Source organism: Mesorhizobium sp. BH1-1-5 (genome assembly GCF_020165615.1).
Lineage (GTDB): Bacteria > Pseudomonadota > Alphaproteobacteria > Rhizobiales > Rhizobiaceae > Mesorhizobium.
This window is the reverse complement of record NZ_JAIUIM010000004.1, coordinates 49241-72618: the sequence shown is the minus strand read 5'-3', so window position 1 is coordinate 72618 and position 23378 is coordinate 49241. Positions and strand designations below refer to the sequence as shown.

The following is a 23378-nucleotide window of genomic DNA, read 5'->3' as shown; positions in this document are numbered from 1 at the left end:
CGCGCCATCATTCAGGTGAATGATGGCGAGCGTCCCAATGCCTGTTCGAGTCCGCAATGAGGGGGATGAATTGTCGGTGGCGAATGTGACGAGGCGCTGTTAGCGACCGGCAACTATCTGCTGCTGGTTCGAGTTTGATCCGCAGATGGGATGACTGCAAGGCGCTCGACTATGGTCCGTAGAGTTCCAGTGTTTCGGATGAACTGCGCAACCCGCTGGCGCTCACCATCCATTTTGCCCCAGCACGTACTTGGCGATAATCGCCTGCTCGACGACCTGCATGCTTTTGATTGTCGAGCGTTGACTTGAAGTTCTCGCATAGATGACGTCCCGCCCTGACATGGCAAGCATATCGCTTATCGTCTTGAACACGCTCAGGGAACGCATATTGACTTCGAAATCGGCCTCGAAGAGTCGCTCCCCCGGGGGCTCGCTTTCCATGCGCCGGCGAAGACGAGCCGCCACCGTCGCTCGCGGCACCACAACTCTGATCGTGAGATCCGCAACCGGTATATTGCTTAGCACCGTTTCGAGATTGGCTTTGTCCGCGTTCCCGTTGAGCGACGCCAGAGATCCAACTGCTTGAACATAACCCTCGTCGAAGACGAGAATATCTTGAGCCAGCCTGGCTCGATCCCACGCGTGCGACAGCTTTAGTATCTGTTGCAAAATCCGTGCACGCCAGATTGGTTTTTTCGGGGGTATCGCTCTGAGCATCAGAAGGGATTTCGATAGATTTGACGCGCCGTTTCGCGGGAAAAAAATGACATGGGCCGTGGAGATGGTCGCCGAGACGATTCTTGCGACGAACAGGAAGACGCCCAGATCGAGTGGCCCGGACCTGATCGCCGGTCGGTAACTGCGGACAACCTCGGCTCGGTATCCGTCCTCGCGCAATCTGCTGGCAAGAACGTGGGCGAAAAACGTCTTACCCGAACCAGGCGGACCGAAGAGCTCGACGATCACGACTCAGCACTCGACATGGCGCCTCGCGGCCGGACTCACGGTATCCGCGCAAGCAACAGGTTCCCGCTGTCACCGAACCGATATTTGGCATGCCGTTTAAGATTGACCCGGGTAAGGACGCTCCCGATGGCAATTGAGCTTGCGCGATCCCTTTGAAGCAGCTCCAAAACGCCGCGAGCGATATCGCGCGACGTCTTGTCCCAGCGAATGGCGAGAAGGATCGCGTCCGCCCAACTTGTCAGGAGGCTCGCTTCCGGGCCGACAAGGCCGGACGGCCCGTTGATGATGACGAGGCTGTATTCAGCCTGCAGCTCATCCCTGCATTCGAGGCTGTCCGCGCGCGCAAGAAGCTCAAGCAAATCTTCGGCAGGCGCAACGGTCATCAGGTCGACGCCCGCGCCGGGCACGCTCACAACTGCATCCTCCAGACTACAGCGATTGCGGACAAAATCGCCGAACGACCGGTGAGCCTTCGGTCCGCCGCCCTGACGAACGAATTCTTGCGTGAGCGGATGATGCGTGCGCTCGAGGTCGATCAGAAGAACCGGGCGGCCCAACCGTGTAGCGGCCAGCGCCAGGCTCCAAGCAAGCTCATTCGCACAGTCATGGCGCAAGCTGGAAGTGACAAGGATGGTGTGTGGGAAACGTGCCCTGGCTTGATTTGGTGCCGCCGTAACCAAAAGCGACGTCACGGCACGACTGTAGGCTGATTTGGGTTGATCCAGGATCAATTCCCGCAACTGCTTCAGGACGATCTTGCCAGGTTCAGGAATAAGGCCAACGCAGGGCACCCTGAGAGCGGCTTCGGTCTCCGCCTCGCCACGCAGGGTGCGATTGAACCTGCTGCGGAACAGAACGAAGGCCGCGCCAAGTATAGCGAACGCAATCATCCCCGGCGGCACCAGGAAAATCGGCGGCAGGGTTTGCGGCTTGGCCGGAGGCCACGCCGGAGAAAGGATCGAGACGCCCGCCGAAGGAGCGGCGATGCGCCGCGTCAGATCCTGCTGCCGGCTCAGGAGCTCGTTGTATCTTTGGGTTAGCAGGTTGACCTGGGGTTCCAACGCGCGCAAGCCGGAAAGCCGGCTGGCGGTGTCGGCTACGACAACGTCGAGAACATTTTTTCGATCTTCCAGGGCATCGACCTGCGCCCGGTAGGTGCTCGCCTGCGTCTCGACACTCGCCAGGCCCTGCTGGATCTCGTTGTCGATCCTCGCACTCAAATCCTTATCCGCCGGCGCCTTGGCCTCGCGAGCCGCAAGGTCGGCCAGGTCAGGCACGCCCATAGCTTCGGCCAACGAGGCGACTGGCGCACCCTGTTTGCGGAGATCCCGGATACGCTGGAGGCGCGATTCCATTGCCGCGAGATCGGCATTGGACATCGATATCTGCTGGCTGAGATCAGCCCGTTCCCTGGCTGCGTTGTCGGCCGCACCTTGATCGACGGCTCCATGGCTCAACCGGTATTGCTCCAGGCGATCGGTCGCCGTGACGAGATCGCTTTGAACAGCCGGAAGGCTGGCAGCCACTGCCTTGAGTTCCAGCCCATCCTCGGCCTGCCGCTTTTTCGCGAGGTCGTCGATATAGACTTGGGAGAATGTATTGGCCACCATGGCAGCCCGCGTCGGATCTTCGTCAGCGAAGGCGACAGAGATCACCCTCGAGCGCAATTCCTGCCCAATCCTTATCCTATTCCTCAGCAACTTCAGGTCGGGGTCGATCGCCGCTTGCGCACTCTGCGGCCAAAGTCGCTCAATGAGCTCGGCAGCACGTGACCTTGTTGTCGCCGCCGGACCTGAGTTTCGACCGGGCGTTTGGGTTTTTGGTGTGCCCTGCCCCGGCGCCACGGTCTCCATATCATGCAGCGCCGTCGCGACGCGACGCAGATGGCCTTGCGACGACAGCATGGTGATATGATCGTCGATACTGGAATCAATCAGGTCCTGTGCGGAGGATCCGCCGGGAGCAAGCGAGCTGCGCGACGGCGGATCGATTATCAGCTGGCTGGTGGCCTCGAACATCACGGGCCGAGCCAGGCCTATAAGCGCCGCGAGGATCCCGCCCACAAGCGCAAAGGCAAGGATCAGCCATTTTCTTCGTGCCATGACAGCCGTCAGTTCATGCGTGGGCGTAGGTGATTGATATTCGCGCGGCGGCCGCATGCGATCCCTGTGTTCGACCACTGCTGGGGCAGGCTGAGCGGCGGCTCGCGGAAGCTTCATCCGGCTGATGGCGGAACCTGCCATTTTCACACTCCTGCCGTGTCGAGTTCGCGTGGTGGGATGACGAGAGGGGCTCGCCTTGCCTCGTTGCGCCAGGCCTGAAACATCAACGCGGACCACAATTCGCGTGAACGATCCTGCCCTCGCATGTGATCGCGCCAGCAGGCGCCTACGTTGGCGCTGTCCAGCACGTCGCCATCATGCCGGATCTCTGCGAGAAGATCGGTCGCCCAATTGCGCAGCGGACCCCGCAGCCATGCACCAACAGGAACATCGAACCCTTGCTTCGGCCGGTCGATCAGCCGGTCTGGAAGGTGACGACGCAGCAGATTGCGAAGGATCCACTTGCCTTTGCCGTTGCGCACTTTTGCATGCGACGGCAGGCGCCAGGCGAACTCGACAACCCTGTGGTCAAGCAACGGGCACCTGCCCTCAAGCCCGTTGGCCATGGTCGCGCGGTCCAACTTCACAAGTATGTCGCCTGGCAAATAACCGACCATGTCGTCGTAGAGAACGCGCGACAGCAATCCGTCGAGTTTCGGCGCGCCGGCTACCGATGCGGACCGATTATGGCGCGCCAGGTTTGCGGTCGGTGTCGCTATCAGCCGCTGATACAGCTGGTCTTCATGCCTTGCGCTGAGCAAGCCGGCGAAACGATTGAGCCGGTCGCGGCGCAGCATGTGGCGGACATTTGCGGCAAGGGGCAGTCTGCCCAGTATATCCTCGCGTGCTGCACGGGCCAGCAAGTCCAGGCCCGCGGCTGCCGCGCGCCGCACCAGCAAGGGAACGCTTTGTTGCCGCCTCAGCCGATCCGCCATGAAGTGGCGCCCATAGCCGGCGAAGCACTCATCACCGCCGTCGCCCGACAGGGCAACCGTCACATGCTGGCGCGCGAGCCGTGCCACCAGCAGCGTCGGTATCTGCGATTCGTCTGCGAATGGCTCGTCCCATATCCGGGGCAGTTCCGGAATGACCTGGCGTGCCGCCTCAGGCGAAAGGTGAAGCTCCGTATGCTCGGTGCCGAGATGTTTTGCCACATCGGCCGCATAACCGCTCTCGTCAAATCCCCCCTCCGCGAATGCGATGGTGAAAGTGCGCACCTGACTTCCGGATTGAGCCTGCATCAGAGCCACGACCGTGGAACTGTCGATCCCGCCGGACAGAAAGCTGCCCAGAGGCACATCGGCGATCATCCGCTCGCGAATTGCGAGCCGAAGCAGCGCGTCGAGCTCATCGGTTAAATCGTCGTCGCTGCCGCCCACGGGGTCCTTGCGGCCCCCAATGGCAACTTCGGCCGGCGACCACCAGTGTTCGACGCGCTGGAAAATCGATGCCGCACTGCCCGCTTGAGCGAGATCCGTGGATGTGACCGAGACCAGGGAACCAGGGGGCAGCTTGAAGGCATTCTGCCAGATGCATTTTCGATCCGGCACCCATCCCTTCGAAAGCATGGCGCCGGCGGCATCAAGATCGAGCTCTGGAGAGAAGAGCGGAAAGCACCTGATTGCCTTGAGCTCCGACGCAAAGACCAGGGCACGCCCGGCCAGGGCGACGTAGAGCGGCTTTTTGCCCATCCGGTCCCGGGCGAGGTGAAGGGTCCTGGTCTTCAGATCCCACAACGCGAAGGCAAACATCCCCGCACAGCGCCTCAGCGCGGACTCAAGGCCCCACATCTCGATGGCGCACAACAGGACTTCGGTATCGCCGGTGCCACGGAATTGCTGACCGGCGCCCTCGAGTTCACGCCGCATGTCGCGGAAATTATAAATCTCGCCGTTGAAGGTGATCACATATCGGCCGCTGGCGGAGCGCATTGGCTGGTGCCCAGCACTTGACAGGTCGACGATGGCAAGCCGCCGGTGGCCCAAGGCAATGCCGGCGCCACAATCCATCCACAGCCCCTCACCGTCCGGCCCGCGATGCTGAAGCGACCTTGTCATCGGCCCGATCGCCTCAAGCGACCTTGGGTCCATTTGCCCCGGAGAGATCAGAATTCCAACAATCCCACACATCACGCTGCCCTTGCATGCTGGGGGCGCAGCCGGGTGTCGGGACGCATCCCCGCAACCAGGCAGAACGTCAGCGCGAACCACACGATCGGATGGCGGATGGTCAGATGTGGCATGCTGAAGACGACCACCGAAGCAAGAAGCACCGACAGCGCGTCGAACCGGCTTCGCCAGGCGGACATGGCGGCTGATGCGACAATCCACACCAAAGCCAAGACCGCCGCCAGACCGCCCTGAAGGTAGAGATCGAGGATTGTGTTGTGGGCTTCGAATGGTCGCTCCAAAAACTGCCTGTCCGCGACCGGCGGACGTTCCAGATGCGGGCCGGGACCAAGGCCGAGCGACCAGGACCCCAATCCCTTTTCGATCGCCTCGCCCCACAGAAAGACCCGTAGATCAAATGTCTCTGCGGTCGCTTCGCCGCCTCCATCCTTGGTGAGGCTCTTGGCGAACTGCGCCACGCTGCTCTCCTCGGCGATCGCATATGGTGCAGCCGCGACGACCAACGGAACGGCACCGACAATCAGCAAAAGCGCAATCTGCCTGGAAAGACTGGCTCCGTTTGCGCCGGATGCGAACCATGCGCGGAGCCGCAGTCCAAGAAAGACGAGGCCGCTCAGAGCGGTCGTGTAGAGATAGGTGTCGCTCTTGGTCAGCCGTCCGACATAAAAGATCGGGATAAGGCTGGAGAGCGCGAGGAACCTGGCCCAACGGCTGTTGGTGGTCACAGCGAGATGCAGCGCCAATGGGCCGAAGACCGCGCAATAGAGGGCGAGCTGGTTTGGGTTCTCCGACCAGCCACGCAGGCGATCCCAGTACCACGGATCTATTCGGGACTGGTGGATCCAACCCCAGGCGAGTCCGAGTTGGACCATGAAGACGCCGACGGCGATTACGATCATCCACCAGGCGCTGCGCCGCAGACGGAACTCGGCGTCGGGTTCCAATGCCGCAAGGCAGGTGACGCTCGCCAACAGCGCATAGGCGATCGCATCATGCGCCAGCCCGGTGAGGTAAAGCACCGTGGTGGAATACCCAACGATCGTGCCGATCGCCAAAGTCAGCGACAGGAGCGTCCAGAACTTCGCCAATTGTAGAAAGGCCGGTGTCGCTTCGATGGCGCCGCCCGCCAATATCCGGCCGACCGACAGCATAATCCAGAGCACCAGGAAAAGCTCGCCGTAACCGAATGGCAAACCTGGCACCGATAACTGAGATGCGAACGACAAGGCGACGCCCGCGGCGAGCAATGCATCCCTCGTCATCGGCGCGCCTCGCCCAATCGGCGCTTGGCGACGCGGTCCGTCGCCGGTGATTGCGCAAGGCCACCCCTGGCCTTGGCCGCCAGAACGCTTCTGTAGAGGTCGCAATATTGGTCGACCACCCCTGCGAGGGCGAAACGCTGCCTGACAAGCGCGGCGGTGCGGCCACCCATGACCTTGGCGCGCTCGCGATCCGAGAGCAGGTCGACGATGCAATCTGCCAATGCCTCCGGATCGCGCGGCGCGACCAGATAGCCGTTCCACCCATCCTGGACGACATCCGTGCAGCCTGGCATCCTCGAGGCTACAATGGGCAGGCCTGCAAGCCCGGCCTCCAGCAGTACGCGCGGAATTCCCTCGCGGTATTCGGTTGGAAAGGCGAATACATCAGCCATGCCCAGAAGCGCGGGAACGTCCTGGCGTTTTCCCAGCACGGCGACATCTGCGCCAAGTCGTCGAATTTCCGACTCTTCGACGGCGAATGGCCCTTCGGATTGCCGGGGCCCAATCAACACGAAGCGCGCATTCGGCCTTTTGGCGAGAACTTTTGGCACGGCCTTGAGGAGGGTCGGAATCCCCTTCTGACGGGTCAATCGGCCGACGAACATCACGACTTCGGCCGATTGAAGCCCGAATTCCTGACGCATCGTCGCGGCCGACGGCCCAAGGTGCCTCGCAGCCGCGAATGCGCCGATGTCGATGCCGGATCCGGCGATGATACGCTTTTCGCTATATCCGAGCAGCCGATATTTTTCGAAAAACGTCTGATCTTCGCGATTTTGGAACACTGTCGCTGCAGTCCAGGACGATGCCAGCCACTGCAGGCCGCAGAAAACCGGCCGAAGCATCAACGCGCGCGGCGCATGCGATGAGAACGTCCAGCCCAATCCGTTGATCGTCCGAACGACCGGCACCTGCCCTCGCGCCGCGAGTGGGGTCAACAGATTAGGCTTGGTGTCGAAGCTCTGCGCGATGTCGGGCCGCAGCTCCGCCATCAATCCGCGAAGCATCCTGATCACGCCTGCTTTCCCGCCGCCGCTGCTGAAGCGGTCAAATCCATAGCGCCTGTGCGCGATCCCATGTCTTAGGAACGAGGCGCCGTCGCAGGTTGAAACCGCCGTGATCTGAAAGCCCCTGTCGCGCACCTCCATGAAAAATGGAATTCTGAGCGCGTGATCCTCGCCGCCGACACAGACTAGGTGCGGCTTCATTTCGCCACTCCCAAAAAAGCTGCGGTCCCCAGCTGCCCGAAATGGCTGGAACTTGGATGGTCTCTCATGGCCCGCCGTCTCTGCGGAATGCGTTCAGTAGGCCATCAAAGCTACGGGCGGCCCCTAGAGTTGTCCTCGTCTGTTCGAATGAGGGGACCAGCCGGTTCGGCGCGGTGATCAGGGCAATGGGTGTCGGCAACCGATGCGGGGTAGACGATAATCGCGCAGGCGGTTTGCCGCTGGCTGGACGAGAGATCTTACCCGCTATCGAGCGTGGAAAGCGGAGCTACAGCATTGCTCCTCGGAGGAAGCTGATTCCAAATGCGACGCCGACGGGACGCCGAGGTTCTATGATGGCCCAGCGCGCGATGCAGGCTGCGGTCGCTCGATGACAGTGTATTCATAGGCCCGGTGTCGTCGGTCTTCCTCAAAGACCCGTATCCACCGGACTTCAGAGTTCCGCAGCGTAACGTCCCGATTCGTTGCGAGCTTTGCAGCCCGGAATGGCGTTGGCGCAGCGATCCGATGTGAGATGATCACCTTTCCCGCGAAAATCTCTTCGACCTCGTAGTTGGGCATGCCATCCTCCCGCACCCCTTGTCCCGCCACCACAACCATCAACCTCGATCGCGGCAAAATGTTCCCGTGAGCGGAGGGCTCCGGCCCCGCAGACGCAGCGATCATGGAATTTCAAAGGTGGACTTGATGTCCAGGGGATGCGGCAGTTACCGATCGCAGGGATCATACGGGAAGGCTGAACGCCGATAGCCGAGAGCCGAGAGCCTAGCTCCATTCAGCTCGGATTACTTCGGCCTTGCCAACTTGCTTATACCGTGAAGGACCTAAATCCGGTCTCCACGGCCGGCAGGAGCATTGGTCGCTCCTACCGGCAAGGCGCCTTGTCAGGTTACGAGGAAGGAGCTTTCGCCCAAGTGGAGATGCGGTGCCAGGCTCGCAAATTGAGTCTGCGCGTGGCCGCCAATTCCATCGCCGTCGAAGGAGAGTGCTCCTGTCGTGCTGTTGTAGATGATGCGATCACTCGCATCATGCGCACTATGACCGGCATGGAAACTGCCTGCCGCAAGCGCTCCCTCCTGAAGCCCAGCGAACACGGCGTGGTCCAGATAGATCTTGTCTCGCGAAACGTTGAAATCGGCGATCCTGTCGATATTGTTCGGGCCAAGGGCCGTGTTGAACACGAAGGCATCGTGGCCGCCGTAACCCTTCAACAGGTCCGACCCGCCGCCGCCGTTCAGCTTGTTGTCGCCGTTGTTGCCGAGGATGGTCTGGCCGAACTCGTTGCCCGTCAGATCGATGGCGGCTTTGCCGCCCGTCCTGGCGGTGGAGATCTGCTCAATATGCGAGCCGGTGGACAGGGCGTAGCTGACCGAGGCCATCACTTTGTCGAAGCCCCCACCGTTAGCTTCCATGACTTTGTCATGCGCATTGTTGATATGATAAGTGTCGTTGCCCTTGCCGCCATGGATGACGTGATCGCTGTGAGAAGGGTCCGTGGTCGTCGTCGGCGGCGTCGCGTCTGAGGTTGTCGGCGCGGGCTGGGAGGTCGGAGGCGGTGTCGGCTCCGCGCTCGTCGGCGGCGTCGACGCTGTCGTGCTGGCATTGTGCTGCCGGAAGAAAGTCTGCAGTTCCGGCGAATTTTCGAGCGCAGTGTCGCCATTCTGCGAGCCCCAGGCATACACATAGTCGAACGCGGGCGACGGAACGAGCTTGGACCAGTGATCGACCATGACCTGCTCCTGAGTCGCCGTAGGCATGACATGTTTTCCGCCCGTGTCGGTCATCCAGCCGCCGCCGCCGAAAGCCTGATAGATAGGAACAATCTTATCGGTCGGGATGCCGGATTTCACGGCCGCGGCCACGGCTCTGTCGATCATGTCGTAGTCGACGGTGGTTGTGCCGGTGCGCACCGGATAGGGATCGACACCATAATAGTCGATACCGGTGTTTGCGGGATTATAGGTGTTGGTGAAATCCGGATTGGTCGAAGACCCCATGTTCATCATCGTGATGAAGGTTTTCGCGCCTGGGAAGTGTGAGTGTATCCAGTCGGATTCGGCCTTCAAAGTTGCCGCGCTGGCATAGGTTCCCCATTTGCCCGTAGGGTCCGGCTCATCCATGAGATAGAACCCGAACACCTTCGGATTGTTGAGAAAAGGGGTGACCTGATCGATGAAAGACTGGGTGACGCCGTCATGGGCGCCCAGATAGACCAGCGCCTTCATTCCGTCGGTGAGTTCATTCACTTGGGAAAGGTATTGAACGTCGACGAGGTTGAATCCAGCGGTCGCAACCGCGGCGGCCGAACCGCCAGACGCATAGTGCAGAGTTGCCATGCTTGTTCCTTCTTGTAATTCGGCAACGCCCCCTGCACCGTTTGCCTAGACGAAAGGTATATTAGACAGAAATCACATACCGATTTCGCCGGTCAAAATAAGTGATCAAGTTCCGCATCTTCCTTGGCACCCTCGAAGAAAAGCTCAATGTTTTCAGTGCAATCTCGCTTCGTCAATCGAGTTATCACGAAGCTTTCTCCTAACGTTATCCCCGCTTTTCACCGATTTACTGCCCCATTTTGGGACAGAGCCACGATTTCGCTTCATTTGGGTTAAAGTAGGCTGCATTAGCGACGCCTCACGTCCGGTAATCGCTCGGACCTGCATATCCATGCAATCAAGGTTTCTCATCTCGGGCAGCGTCAACAAAGCCGCGCGGTTATCCGCGTGAAATCGGATGGCAATGAAGACCAAGCAAGAATTCTCCTCCCTTTTACGGATCGCGATGTCGGACTGCGCCCAGGGCTTGTTTGGCGTCGGGCTCTTTTCCGCGGTGACGAACCTCCTGGCGCTGACCGGGTCTCTCTATATGCTCCAGGTCTATGACCGGGTGCTGCCCTCGCAGAGTGTTCCGACCCTCGTCGGGTTGACGATTGGAATGTTGGGCCTCTATGCCGCTTACGGACTGCTCGACTTCATTCGGCTTCGCCTGTTGGTCCGTATTTCCAGCCGGCTCTACAGAAACCTGCATCAAAGGGCATTCGCCATTTCGGTGCTTTTGCCGCTCAAGGCAGGTCGGGAAGCAGACCGGCTCGATCCGTTGCGGGACCTCGACCACCTGCGTGGCTTTCTTGCGGGATCCGGGCCGACAGTCATCTTCGATGCACCCTGGATCCCTTTCTATCTGCTAATCATCTATATGTTGCACCCCTCGCTCGGCGTGCTGGCCACGATCGGCGCTCTTGCGGTGGTGGCGCTAACCGCAGTCGCGGAAATCTTCGGCCGCAGGCCTGCCAGACTGACATCCGAAGCCATGATCTCGCAGCGCGCGCTGGCCGAGTCCGGCCGTCGCAACGCCGAGGTCATCCAGGCGATGGGCCTCTCTCCCAGGCTGGCGAGGCGCTGGAGCGACATCGTTCATGGCTATCTGGCGCATCAGGAGCGGCTCTCCGACATCATAGGAGGGACCAGCTCATTGTCGAAAGCGCTGAGGATGGCGCTGCAGTCTTCAGTGCTGGGCCTCGGCGCGTACCTAGTCATAGGGGGCGAAGCGTCCCCCGGCGTGATCATCGCATCATCGATATTGCTGGGCCGCGCGCTTGCTCCGGTCGATGCGGCGATCGCAAATTGGAAAGGCTTTCTGGCGACACGGCATAGCTATTTCCAACTCAAGGCCATGTTGGACTCGTTCGAAAACCCGATCGAGCCTTTGGAACTGCCCCGGCCGCAAACGCGGCTGACCGTCGAGACGTTGACGGTAGCGCCGCCCGGCGCGCGAAAGCCAACCGTGCTCGACGTAAGTTTTCAGCTGTCGCGCGGCGCGGGCATGGCCATCGTCGGCCCGAGCGGTTCCGGGAAGACGACGCTGGTGCGGGCCTTGGTCGGGGCCTGGAGACCGCTCAACGGCAACGTAAGGTTGGACGACGCCCCTCTCGATCAGTGGAACCCGCACTCGCTCGGCGCTCATATCGGCTATCTGCCGCAGGATGTTGAACTTTTTGACGGGACGGTAGCGGACAACATCTCCCGGTTCGGCGGCAAGAGCGATTCCAAGGGTGTGCTCGCGGCCGCCAGGGCCGCAGGCGTCTACTCGATGATCATGCATCTGCCGGAAGGTTTTCAAACTCGTATCGGCGAGGGAGGCAGGGCCTTGTCGGCAGGCCAGAGACAATTGATCGGGCTTGCCAGGGCGCTCTATGGCGAGCCGTTTCTCGTTGTCCTGGACGAGCCAAACTCAAATCTCGATGTCGAAGGCGACGCCGCGCTTGCTGGCGCAATTCTGGCCGTCCGCCAGCGCGGAGGTATCGTTGTTGTCGTTGCACACCGTCCGTCCGCTCTCACCAACATCGATCAGGTTCTGGTGATGTCCAACGGCATGGTTCGCACCTTTGGCTCTCGCGAGGAGGTGTTGGCGAGCATCGCACGACCACCCTCTTCCGCCACGCACCGCCCCTCCCCGGTGATTCCCATCCAAAGGGGCGTGAGCGGACATGCGTGATGTTCTGCCTCGCGTTTTTGCGTTCCTGCCATGGTACAGCCGGTTCGACGCTGGTGTGCGCTCTACGGGCACGAAAGTGCTCACGCCCCCCGGCAACCTCGGACCTAGCCTGGCGCTTGGGCTGATGGTGACTTGCTTGCTGGTCGTTGGCGGAGGGCTGTGGCTCGGCTTGACCCAGATAGCGGGCGCTGTGATCGCACCCGCGACCGTCGTGGTCGAAAGCAACACCAAAAAGGTGCAGCACCAGGCCGGCGGCACGATCAGCGACATCCTTGCGCAGGATGGCGATCATGTTCGGGTCGGAGACGTGTTGCTCAGGCTGGACGATACGCTGGCGCGGGCAAACCTTGAGATCATAAGCGAGGATTTCGATCGCGCCACAGCACGGCTCGCCCGACTGGAGGCGGAGCGTCAGGGGCTGACGACAATGCAGCTTCCAGCTGCTCTTCAGGCGGAGATGGACAAGCCGGGCGTGGCGGCCCTGGTCGATGGCGAGCGCGCCTTGCTCCAGACGCGAGCGTCGGAACTGGCTGGTCAAAAAACGCTGCTGCGGAGCCAAACCGAGCAGATTGAGCGTCAGCTCGAAGGACTGAAGGCCCAGCAGGCCGCGATGGACGAATCCGCTGCTTTGCTGGGCCGCGATCTCACCGATGTGGATTCTCTCTACTCCAAGAAGCTGGTTTCGAAAGAGAGACTCAGCAACGTCAGGTTGGACGCGACAAGGGCCAAAGGCGAATCCGGGCGGCTGGCGGCGGCCGTCGCGGAAGCCCAGGTCAAGATCACCGAAACCGAGCTGCAGGTTCTGCAGCTTGACGAACAAAGGCGAAGCGAAGTGACGAAGGAGCTCCGCGAAACGGAAGCCAAGCGGACCGAGCTCGACGAACGTAAGATAGTGGCTCAGGACGAGCTGACCAAAACTGAAATCCGCGCCCCGCAATCGGGAACGATACAGCAATCCTCCGTCCACACGATTGGCGGTGTAATCGCTCCCGGGGAACTGCTGATGACAGTTGTCCCCGATGCGGACAATCTGGTCGTGGACGCGCTCATTCCTCCGGCGCGGGTAGATGACATTCGGTCAGGTCAACCGGTCTCGATCCGTTTCCCGGCCTTCGATGCCGGTACGACACCCGCCTGCCAAGGCGCGGTGAAGTGGATTTCCGCAGACCTGATCAAGGACCCGCAGCGCCAAGCGCCCTATTTCTCGGCACGCATCAGCGTCGAGAACAGGACGGGTTGCCTGAGGGACGCGAAGGTGCTCAAGCCCGGCATGCCGGCCGAGGTTCACATAAGCACAGGCCGGCGCAGTGTCTGGTCTTATCTGTTGAAGCCGCTCACCGACCAGATGTCACGCGCTTTCCGGTAGGCAAATATAGAGTCCAATTCGGCGCCTCCGAAGGCCTGCAAGGCGGCACCCGGCGATCGGATTAAATCATCCCACCAGTCGCAGATGCCGTTCGAAAATGGCGAGCTTGTCACCGTAGGGCAGCCGAACCGTTTCTTGGCATCGCTCGCACTTGAAGCTCGTAATGCTCTTGATCCAGGAGCCTTTCTTGACCAGCAGGACGTGACAGCGGGGACATTGGAAGGTCAGATCCTGGTCGAACAGGCGATTGGACAAAGCCATTGCGTCCCCCCAAAATGAATCGGCCATGCAGAACATTCTGAATGCGCGCGTCTAGGCCTATAAGTGTCCTCCCAAGAGACCCGACCGGACCATGTGTTTGAGACAGCCGGATCTCACCTCGCCTGAGGGTGGCAAGGCAATGTACATTGCGCCACCTTTGCGCGCTCTGCTTTAACCTAGGTGATTCCCGACACTGCCCCCTCCGCAGGTCGCAGCCACCACTCCCCGCCTTCGCGCGTCTTAGTCTCCAGAAACGCGGGGCCGTTGCCTGTGTTGGCGCTGACGTCAGGAACATCGGCTTGCTCTAGGGGTTTTCTCAGGAGGCATCGCGTTCCCGGGTGGACCATGGCCGAGTTGGCATTTGCGTTCGTGTATTTTTCGGGGCTGACGGGCCACGACATGGTAGGCGCTGTCGTGTCTTTGATGGCGGGGCTTCTTCTCTACAACATCGTGCGCGAAGACCGCCCAAACCGATAGCGCCGAAACGATACCAGGTCGACGACCGAGCGGCCCGGCTCGAAAGCGGGGGGTGCCCACGAGCCGGGCCTGACCGGCGGGGCACGGACTAGATACAGGGCGCCGGCTGATATTTGTCATATCAGCTTATGCTAAAATAATAGCCCTTCGAACGAAGGACGTTTGAACCAGCCGCCGGCGGGACGCGAGGGCGTGCTGATTGCGGGACCTCCACTCGGACGAGCTGCCACGACCCGCTTGCGGGCTCCATCAAGACCGAGATGGTCAGGTATCTTGGAGCTTGCTGAAAGCCATTTCGGCAATTGCGATATCGTGCAAAGTCTGGAACGCCTCGGCCCATGCCGGGCTAACAAGCTCAAGCCGCGTGTCGCTTGCGTGGCTTTCCCCTATTCGCAGGATAAAGAATTAGATGTTGCTGATATGATGCTGTCAGCCGGCTGGACTCACAACTGCCCGGTCAGGCCCGGCAATCGCTGGCCGCACACCCGACGGCGGCTGCCGGGCCGCTCACCGTCACAGCATCCAACATTGCGCCGTCCAGCGTGAGAGTATGGTTGGCAAACCGTGTATCAAGCGCGATCGTTCTCCATCGTGCCCAAGGTCTTTGCTATCTGAAAAGCGTTGGCAGTTCGGCACCGCAGCGCGCACCTGCTACGGGTTGGCACTTTGGCTCGGCAACCGCCGCGGCGACGTCGCGGGCCTGCGCTGGGATCAGAGAGTCACTCGTCGTGTGTTCATCGATGGCATCGAGCGTCACTTCGATGGGTTTGATATCGTTCAGGCCAAGAACAAGGGACGAACTGGTGGCAAACGGCTCTTCGTGCCGATCACACCGATGCTGTCTGAGATTCTAGATGCGGCCGACAGGCGCGGCGAGACTGTCCTGGTCAACGGCTATGGAGAGCCTTTCTCCGCCAAGTCGCTGACTGGAATGATGGCGCATTGGTGCAAGCTTGCCGGCATGCCGAAGGGCCTGACCCTCCATGGCTTAAGGAAGTCTCTCGGTGTTTGTCTGGCCGAGGCAGAGGCTTCGACCAGGCAGCTCATGGACGTGCTCGGTCACGACGACATCGATCATGCAGAACTCTATTCGCGCGAGGCATCGCAGGTACGGCTGGCAGTCCAAGGGATGGATCGAGTCGTGCGTCTCGTGACGCGCAAGCCGATGCTTGGCGAACCTATTGGCGAACCTCGTGGCAAACCACCCTATAAAGCCTTGATAAATAACGATAGTGGTGGGCCCGGAGGATGCTTGGAAAACGAACATAATCAACAGGTTAGAATCCGGTGGGACCATCCGGCATTCAAATCTGTTCCAATGCTTTTCAATCTTTTTGTCCCACCCAAAAGATTGCTACGCCCAGTCGACCAAATGCGCCTCGCTCAAAGGTGTCCCGATGGCTGGCAAGAAGCTTCCACAGTGCTGCCTGAAGGTGATGATAACGCCAGTGACGGGCATCTACGTCGAGTTGCTGATGTCGTGAATGGGGCCGAAAACGAACGGTAGTATAGCCGTGTTAGAAAGCCGCCTCTTGCATTCAAGGAGCAACACCGCTCTCGCGATTAGCGGCCAACTCGAAGGCCTAGCTGGCCGTACCGAAAGTGCTATCAGACTATTAAAGATTCAACCCGCGTACCGCCCTAGTTACCTTGGATCTTTTCATTCCGTGCCAGACGGGAGCAGGTCGAGCCGAGGCACGAATTCATCCAACGAGCCGTCAAGCAATGGCGGTTCTTCCTCGGCCTCCTGCTTGGGCTCGACCATCAGAAGACCGACGACTATCAGCGCCAGAGAAACCCAGGTCAGCGCCGGTATTGCTTCGTCCAGCAACAACATACTCCAGGCTATGCCGGCCGCCGTCACGGCGTAGGCGTTCTGGCTGGCGAAAACCGCACCAGTGCTGGAGACTAGCGCCATGAATAGCAGCATCGCCAAATTCCCCGCGACGGCCATCAAAAGGACGATCACGCCAAGCCGACCGGCCAACAGGTCAAACGGAATGAAATCCTGATAAAAGGCGGCCAGTGGGACCAGCATCAGAACTGAAACAGAAAGGGTAATGCCGAACAGGGCAACGTTATCGATATGGGCGGGTTTGCCCTCCGAGAGATAGATATCTTCAGTCGCGTAAGTAACGGGGATGATAAGGGCGATGACGAGCCACAACCAATCCGTCGTCATTTCCCCGGGCTCTCCGTAGAAGAGTATGATGCATATGCCAACCAGACCCAATCCAAGTCCCAGAAAGCGCTTCAAATTGGGAGCTTCGGTCCGCATCAGGGCGGCGAAAAGGAATACGGCAAACCCCTCGAGCACGATGACTATGGAGACGATAAAGGCTGGAAGCTTGCTTGCGACCCAGTAAAGCAGAACCTGGTTGATCACCGAGCTTATGAGCGCAAAGCACAGGATGAACTTCCAATCCGCTCGCGTGAGTTCTTTCAGGTTCGGCATCGTCTTGCGCTTCATGCTTATTCCGATGCAGAACAGCGCCCCGACTATGTCGATGAGGATCGCCAGTCCGACCGGATGGGCTTCAACGAGCGAAGCCATCTTCGAAAGTGGCACGCCAAGGCCCCACAAGCCGCCGCAGGCGAGCAGCAGCAAGGCGCCTCGAAACGTGCGGATGTTCTGCCGCATCTTGCGCTCGCGCTCGTAGATCTTCTGGGCCATATTCGCGAACACGGTGGCGAGTTTGCCAAGACCGTCCGGGCGGCCTGCCACATCGCGAATGCCAAGCTTCGAAGGATTGAACCGCCCCGCTTCCAAGGTTGCGGCCGCCTTGGTCAACTTGGCTACCTGCCGCAGATATTCCGTCTCGACGTCACGGAGTCTCTTCTTTTCAATGCAGGTATTGATGCGTGCCTTGAGAAGAGCAAGTTCAAAGTCCTTGGGCAGAAAGTCCTCGGCACCGAGTTCAATGGCCTTTACGACGCTGCTCATCTCATCGTCGAGCGCGGAAATCACGATGACGGGCACATCCCGAGTCCTTGGTGACGCCTTCAGGGCCCTAAGCACCTCGAAGCCGTCCATTTCGGGCATGATGATATCGAGAAGGATGAGTTCATAGCTTTCAGCCGCAAGACGATCGATAGCCGCGCGACCGCCCTCCACCGCCTCGGCCTTGTGTCCGAGAACCTCAACCGATTTCTTGAGCTTGATCCTTATGGTCGGGGAGTCGTCTACAATGAGAATCCTGCCAGGGCTGCCCACGCTATCCTCCCAAACTGAAAATCCCTCGAAGCTCGGCCACCGCCACGTCGAAGGCGTGCGTTGCGGCGTCGATTTCTCGCCGATCGAGCGGTTCGCCACTAGCGCAGCTAACCTCCAGGCCAGCGCAGATTGCGGCGAGTTCGGCCGCCCCCATGTCCCGGGCGTTGGATTTGAGAGAATGCGCGGCCCGGCGGGCAGCATTCAGGTCCGATGCCTGAGCGGACGCCTGCAAGGCTTGCATGATGGAAGGTCCTTCCTCGAGAAAGGACTCCACCAGCTCTACCAAATCGGATTCCTCGCCACCCATAAGCTGACGAAGCTTTGCAAGCGCCCCTCTGTCGATCGCCAAAACGACCCCCGAATGCACGGTTTCTTTTTTAGGCTTTAGCCCAACCGCGAACTTCTTCAATCGACTATTGAAGCAAGACCGAAATCGAACCACTTCCTGAGATATCTATGTCCTCGGCAAGCTTAAGCGTATCGAATATCGCAGCCATGCTATTTTAGCGATAGCTCATAATTTTAGAACAATTCTGCCACGGCGCCAGAGGTGATTGCGCCAAGGCTACCCCTTTCGTTCTAGGCCCCTGCCACGTCAGTTTCCCCAGAATCTTTTGCTGCCCCAGCGTTTCGCCGCCGGCCGGCCAGCACCGCCTTGTTCAGCGAGGCGATGAGGTCCTCGACGCGTAGCGGCTTGCTAAGATAGTCGTCCATGCCCGCTTCCAGATATCGCTCCCGATCGCCGGCCATGGCGTTGGCGGTGAGCGCGACGATGAAGGGCTGCCGCGCGTGTTCGCTACCCGACGCCCGGATTAATCTCGTCGCCTCAAGGCCATCCATGTCCGGCATTTCGATATCCATCAGAATGACGTCATGACTGGCTTCCATGTAGGACGAGACCGCCGACCGCCCATCGACTGCCAAATCCGGCCGGTAGCCCAGACGCTCAAGCACCTTGGAGCCGAGCTTTCTGTTGGTGGCATTGTCGTCCACTAGGAGTATCCGAAGCGGAAGCTTTTCGGCCATCGCGCTATCAAGCGCCGTTCCTTTCGGTTGATCAGGTCTGTGGTAGCGCGTAGGGGTTCCGGCGAAGATCGAGAGCAGCGCGTTCAACAACGGCGAAGGCTTGATCGGCTTAGAAAGCGCGGCCGCGAACTTTAGGCCTTCCATCTCCTTTTTCCTGTCTTCCGACATCGGAACGATCGAACTCAGCAACACCAGCGGAACGCTGTCCTTACCTTCGAGTGCCCGTATCTTTCTGGCCAGTTCGACCCCGTCCATGTCGGGCATGTTCATGTCGAGAACGATGACATCGAAGGCTTCACCTGCCTCAAGCCTTAGCAGCGCGTCGGCCGGATGTTCGCTTGCCGATGCAACCATATTCCATGACTGCGCCTGCAGGGACATGATGCGCCGGTTCGTAGCGTTGTCATCGACGACCAGCAGTCGCTTGCCGGCCAGCTCGCCATTTGCCGGCAACGCGTTAGCCGCTTTTTGGCTCGAAGCCACTGGAGCGCGGATCGTGAAGAAGAATGTCGTGCCCTTTCCTTCTGCACTATCGACCCAGATCTCACCGCCCATCAACTCTACTAGACGCCTGCTGATGGCCAGACCGAGGCCAGTCCCGCCATAGCGCCTAGTCGTAGAGGCATCGACCTGGCTGAACGATTTGAAAAGGCGATCCATCCGGTCCCTTGGTATGCCGATACCCGTATCGCGCACGGCGAACTGGAGTGTGCACATGTTCCGCTCGCCGTCCGCTTGTGAACCGGCACTTGCGGCTGCGGACGGTACCGCCGCCACCGAAAGTACGATCTCTCCCCGCTCAGTGAATTTGACAGCGTTGTTGAGGAGGTTGATCAGGACCTGCCGCAGCCTGCTGCTGTCGGCAATGATCGCTTCCGGCGTGCCCGGCTCGACGAGATAGCTGAGGTCCAACCCCTTCTCGGCCGTCCTTGGCGCGATCAGATCGATCGCACTTTCGAGGCATTCGCGCAGTTCGAACTGCCGAGGATCGAGATCGATCTTGCCCGCCTCGACCTTGGAGAAGTCGAGAATGTCATTGATGACGGTCAGCAAAGCTTCCGCGCTGTTGTTTATCGTCTCGCCGATTTCCCGCTGCTCGTCGTCCAGCTTAGTGGCAAGCATCAAGTTGGCCATGCCGATTACGCCGTTCATCGGTGTGCGGATTTCATGGCTCATGGTTGCCAGAAATGTGCTCTTCGCCTCGTTGGCCGATTCGGCCGCCTCCTTCGCCTGCTGGAGAGCGAGGGACAATTGCTTCAACTCCGTCACGTCCTGAGTGGACGAGACGATGCGCGACCAGTCATTTGCCGGATCGCCAGGAAGCTGCACCGTCTCGACGAGGTAGAGATCGCGTCCGCTAAAATCCTGTTCGACGACCTCGGTTGAAGTGTGCAGGTGGCCATCGAGATATTGCGCTACGGCATCGGGATAGGTTGCCCAGGAATGTTCACCGGTGTCCGCCTCCAGCCGAGCTCGCAATGCATCCTTGCTTTCAGCACCGTAGAGACGAACCAGAGCATCGTTGAAATCGATCCAGCGCACGGAAGCGTGGAGTGACTCCGCCACTTGTGGATTGTCTCGTAGGTAGCCGCGGATGTCGCCGATCCCCTGCCTTACCAAGCCATCGACGATAACTTTGAGACCTGACCAATCCTCCTCCCAAAGCGGAATCGGAGCTGACTCGAAAAGTTGACGGAACCGTCCTTCGCTCTGGCGAACGGCGGCCTCGGTGTACTTGAGATCGCTGAACAGTTGCGCATTGTGCAGGGCGGCACCGGCAGTGGCTGCGATGGTGGAGAGCAACCGGAGGGAGTCATCGTCGAACATACCCTCGCGAGTTGTGCTCTGCACACTGATGACGCCGACATTGCCCTGAGCGGTCTTGATCGGAACACCAAGATACGACAGTGCGTCCTTACCCACCGGAGTTGCCCCAATTTCCGCACCGCGTTCGGCCACATCCTGGTTGATAAGCAACGGCTCTCCGGTTTCCAGGATTTTACTCGTCAGGCCTTCGCCGAGCCGAAGCGTGGTAAAGGCTTCGCCGAATTGATAAGGGAAATGAATGAGCTTCGTCTTTGGATCGAGCAAAGCGACGTAGACGATGTCGGCGCTGAAGATTTCCTGCATCTGATCGCCGATCAACTGAATCGTGTTGCCAAGTTCAGCTTCGCCGATCAGCGCCTGGCTGACCTTGCTGATCGCACCCAGTTCGGCCGCGCGCTGTTGCGTCTCCTTGAGAAGCCTCTGGGTCTCGTCGAACAGGCGGGCGTTGGCGATCGCAACCCCCATATTGGAGGCTATCGTCTGCAGCAAACGTACGTGGTTCTCGTCGAACGCGTTCTTTTCGTAGCTTTGTACGCTAACCACGCCGAGCGTTCTCTCGCCCGAATTGATCGGCACGCCAATGTATGACGTGGTCCTGTCCTCCTCATACGGAAAATAGGCACCCCGCCTTTTTCCCTCTTCCATAGTGCTGAAAACCAACGGCTTTCCCGTGGAGATGATTTCCGATGTAAGTCCTATCCCGAGTGGGAACGGCTCGATGGCCTTGTAACCCCTGTAGTAAGCGTAAGGCACTCGAACCAATCCGGATTGGCTGTCGTGCAACAGAATCTCGCTGACTTCGGTGCCGAAGGCCTCCCTGACCTTGTCGCCTACCAGTCGGATAACGGTGTCAACATTCAACGACTTCGTCATCGCTTCGCCGACGCTGTTGAGAATGGCGAGTTCCTTGGCTCGGTCTTGCGCCACTTTCAGGAGTCGCTGCGTCTCGTCGAACAGGTATGCGTTGGCAATGGCAACGCCCATGCTGGCTGAGAGCCCTTGCAACAGGCGCACATGATCTTCGTTGAAGACATTCTTTTGGTAGCTCTGCACACTGACCACACCCAGCGTTCTGTCGCCGGCAATGATCGGGACGCCGAGATAGGACTCGGTCCGGTCGTCCTGCGTCGGCATCAGTGCGCCCAGAGCAATGTGCTCCTCTATATTCCCTAACAGCAGTGGCTTGCCCGACAGTATGACTTTCGAAGTCAGGCCTTCGCCCATTACAAATGGTTCAGGATCTTGGTAGTCGCGGTAGAATGCGTAAGGGACAGTGATCAGATCGGACGTCTCATCGCGCAGCAGGATTTCGGTTACCTCAGTGCCGAATATCTCACGAACCTTGTCGCCGACAATTCGGGTCACTGTCTTCACATTCAGGGTCTTCGCCATCGCTTCGCCGACGCTATTGAGAATCGCGAGTTCCTTTGCGCGGTCCTCTGATACTTTCAGAAGCCGTTGGGTTTCGTCAAAAAGGCGCGCGTTGGCGATCGCAACGCCCATGCTAGAGGATAACCCTTGTAACAGGCGTATATGATCTTCGTTGAAGGCATGCTTCTCGTAGCTCTGCACGCTGACAACGCCCAGCGTTTTGCCTCCGGCGATGATGGGTACGCCTATGTAGGATTCGGATCGCTCCGCTTCGGTGAGCGCGATCACGTCGAACTCGAGGGACTGCTCGAACGTCGAGAGGATCAGTGGTTTTCCAGACAAGATGACCTTGGAGGTAAGTCCTGCGCCCAAGGCGAAGGGCTCTACCTCTTGATACTCGCGATAGAATGAATACGGGACAGTGATCAGGTCAGAGGTCTCATCGCGCAATAGGATTTCGGTAATGTCCGCCGAGAATATTTCGCGCACCTGATCACCGACGATGCGGGTCACCGTCTTGACATTCAGCGACTTCGCCATCGCGTCGCCGACGCTGTTGAGGATGGCCAGTTCCTTGGTGCGTTCTTCGTTGAACTGAATTAGGCGCTTGTTTTCAATGGCAAGACGGTCAAGTTCGATCGCTGCGACTGCATTGATATTCTCCAACTCGGCAATACGTCGTTTGGCGTCTGCCAAGCGGCTGGCATCGTTGCCTTTAACTGCGCCCCGCATGTCGGCTTCTCCCAAAAACGCATTCCGCCAAGTTCGAGCGGAATGCCTTTCCTTCGTATATTAGCAAGCAATGTTACACGCCAGCCTGCCGATCGGCAGTACCGAGTGGTTGGCCTGTATGGCTGTCGAACGATCGGGCCGCCTCGGGTCGCCATAGACCTGGCACGCATGATAGCTGTCAGTTTTCCCGAACAAAGCCATGGCGATCCTGTCGGGCATGTCTACTTTTGGCGGCCGTCATAAACGACTCGAACGACGTGAATTCTCCACCGCTTGAAAGGCGGTGGCTTCAGGTTACGGCTTAAAGCCGGATCGGTCCGCCCATTGGCGGACAGGGTGTCAACTCACGTCACGTTGAAGTTGTCGTCCGGCTCCGGTGGCATCTGGTTCTTGATGTACTCAATCCACATCTCGTCGGTAACGTTCCCGCTCGTCGCCGCCCAATAGCCCCTCGCCCACAGATGCTGGCCCCAGTAACGCTTACGCAATATCCCGAACTCGCTCAGCAGCTTATGCGAACTGCGCCCTTTCAGATATTACACCGCGCGCGATACCGACAGGCTCGGTGGGATCGACACAAGCATGTGCACATGGTCTCGGTTGATCGACCCGGCATGCACCACCATTTCATGCGCTTGCGCCGTCTCTCGCAGCAACTCACGGCACCGATTGCCAACGTCCCCGCCAAGCACCGCGTAGCGGTACTTCGTCACCCAGACCAGGTGATATTTGCAGTCCCAAACCGTGTGGCTGCCGCGCTTGTACGCTTCCATCCAGCCAATCTATACCGCAAATCACCGCCGCCCCATCCCTGCCGCCCAAAGGCGTGGGGTTTACAGATCCCCTATCGGGGACTCTAAAAGGGCGCGAAGCCGTCTTCAACAGGCGCAGCGAGAACGACGGCCATAAATAACGGTTCGGCGGA

At 59.4% G+C, this 23378-nt stretch carries 12 protein-coding genes and 2 pseudogenes; 3 read left to right on the top strand and 11 right to left on the bottom strand.

Translation table 11 applies throughout. The features are described from left to right. Positions 1–222: 222 nt before the first annotated feature. From LB572_RS06660 to LB572_RS06635, 6 genes are all read right to left on the bottom strand, one after another. A complete protein-coding gene (locus LB572_RS06660; protein WP_140802886.1) occupies positions 223–966 on the bottom strand; it encodes an AAA family ATPase in 744 nt (247 codons plus the stop codon). Between the two features lie 35 nt (positions 967–1001). Beyond that, a complete protein-coding gene (locus LB572_RS06655) occupies positions 1002–3209 on the bottom strand; it encodes a GumC family protein (protein WP_224667168.1) in 2208 nt (735 codons plus the stop codon). A 2-nt stretch (positions 3210–3211) separates the two neighbouring features. Next, positions 3212–5197: an asparagine synthase (glutamine-hydrolyzing) gene (gene asnB, locus LB572_RS06650; protein ID WP_224667167.1), complete on the bottom strand. Its 1986-nt coding sequence runs from the start codon at positions 5195–5197 to the stop codon at positions 3212–3214. Then, positions 5197–6459 (bottom strand): O-antigen ligase family protein, encoded by a 1263-nt coding sequence (locus tag LB572_RS06645; RefSeq protein ID WP_224667166.1) that lies wholly within the window; start codon positions 6457–6459, stop codon positions 5197–5199. The genes asnB and LB572_RS06645 overlap by 1 nt, the downstream gene beginning before the upstream one ends. Further along, on the bottom strand, positions 6456–7667 hold the full coding sequence (locus tag LB572_RS06640; protein ID WP_224667165.1) for a glycosyltransferase: 1212 nt from the start codon (positions 7665–7667) through the stop codon (positions 6456–6458). Before LB572_RS06640 ends, LB572_RS06645 begins: the two co-directional genes overlap by 4 nt. 902 nt (positions 7668–8569) lie before the next feature. Next, entirely contained in the window at positions 8570–10021 is a 1452-nt protein-coding gene (locus LB572_RS06635; RefSeq protein WP_224667164.1) for a calcium-binding protein, read from the bottom strand. A gap of 397 nt (positions 10022–10418) precedes the next feature. On the opposite strand from LB572_RS06635, the gene LB572_RS06630 reads away from it, so the two are divergent. Continuing rightward, positions 10419–12179 (top strand): type I secretion system permease/ATPase, encoded by a 1761-nt coding sequence (locus LB572_RS06630; protein WP_412033540.1) that lies wholly within the window; start codon positions 10419–10421, stop codon positions 12177–12179. Beyond that, complete coding sequence (locus LB572_RS06625) at positions 12172–13545, top strand: HlyD family type I secretion periplasmic adaptor subunit (RefSeq protein WP_140804282.1); 1374 nt, start codon at positions 12172–12174, stop codon at positions 13543–13545. The genes LB572_RS06630 and LB572_RS06625 overlap by 8 nt, the downstream gene beginning before the upstream one ends. A gap of 66 nt (positions 13546–13611) precedes the next feature. On the opposite strand, the gene LB572_RS06620 is transcribed toward LB572_RS06625, so the two are convergent. Further along, positions 13612–13833, bottom strand: coding sequence for a hypothetical protein (locus LB572_RS06620; protein ID WP_224667163.1), 222 nt, complete (start codon positions 13831–13833; stop codon positions 13612–13614). A gap of 1000 nt (positions 13834–14833) precedes the next feature. On the opposite strand from LB572_RS06620, the pseudogene LB572_RS06615 reads away from it, so the two are divergent. Next, a pseudogene (locus tag LB572_RS06615) lies at positions 14834–15433 on the top strand (tyrosine-type recombinase/integrase); the annotation flags it as partial. A gap of 510 nt (positions 15434–15943) precedes the next feature. On the opposite strand, the gene LB572_RS34575 reads toward LB572_RS06615, so the two are convergent. The 4 genes and pseudogenes from LB572_RS34575 to tnpA all read right to left on the bottom strand — a co-directional run bounded on the left by LB572_RS34575 (position 15944) and on the right by tnpA (position 23226). Further along, positions 15944–17497, bottom strand: coding sequence for a response regulator (locus LB572_RS34575; RefSeq protein ID WP_224667162.1), 1554 nt, complete (start codon positions 17495–17497; stop codon positions 15944–15946). A gap of 1 nt (position 17498) precedes the next feature. Further along, on the bottom strand, positions 17499–17906 hold the full coding sequence (locus tag LB572_RS06605; protein ID WP_224667161.1) for an Hpt domain-containing protein: 408 nt from the start codon (positions 17904–17906) through the stop codon (positions 17499–17501). A gap of 170 nt (positions 17907–18076) precedes the next feature. Continuing rightward, the gene (locus LB572_RS06600; RefSeq protein ID WP_224667160.1) at positions 18077–22453 is read right to left on the bottom strand and encodes a GAF domain-containing protein; all 4377 of its coding nucleotides are present in this window, start codon (positions 22451–22453) and stop codon (positions 18077–18079) included. A gap of 344 nt (positions 22454–22797) precedes the next feature. Then, positions 22798–23226, bottom strand: a pseudogene (tnpA, locus tag LB572_RS06595) (IS200/IS605 family transposase). Positions 23227–23378 lie beyond the last annotated feature (152 nt).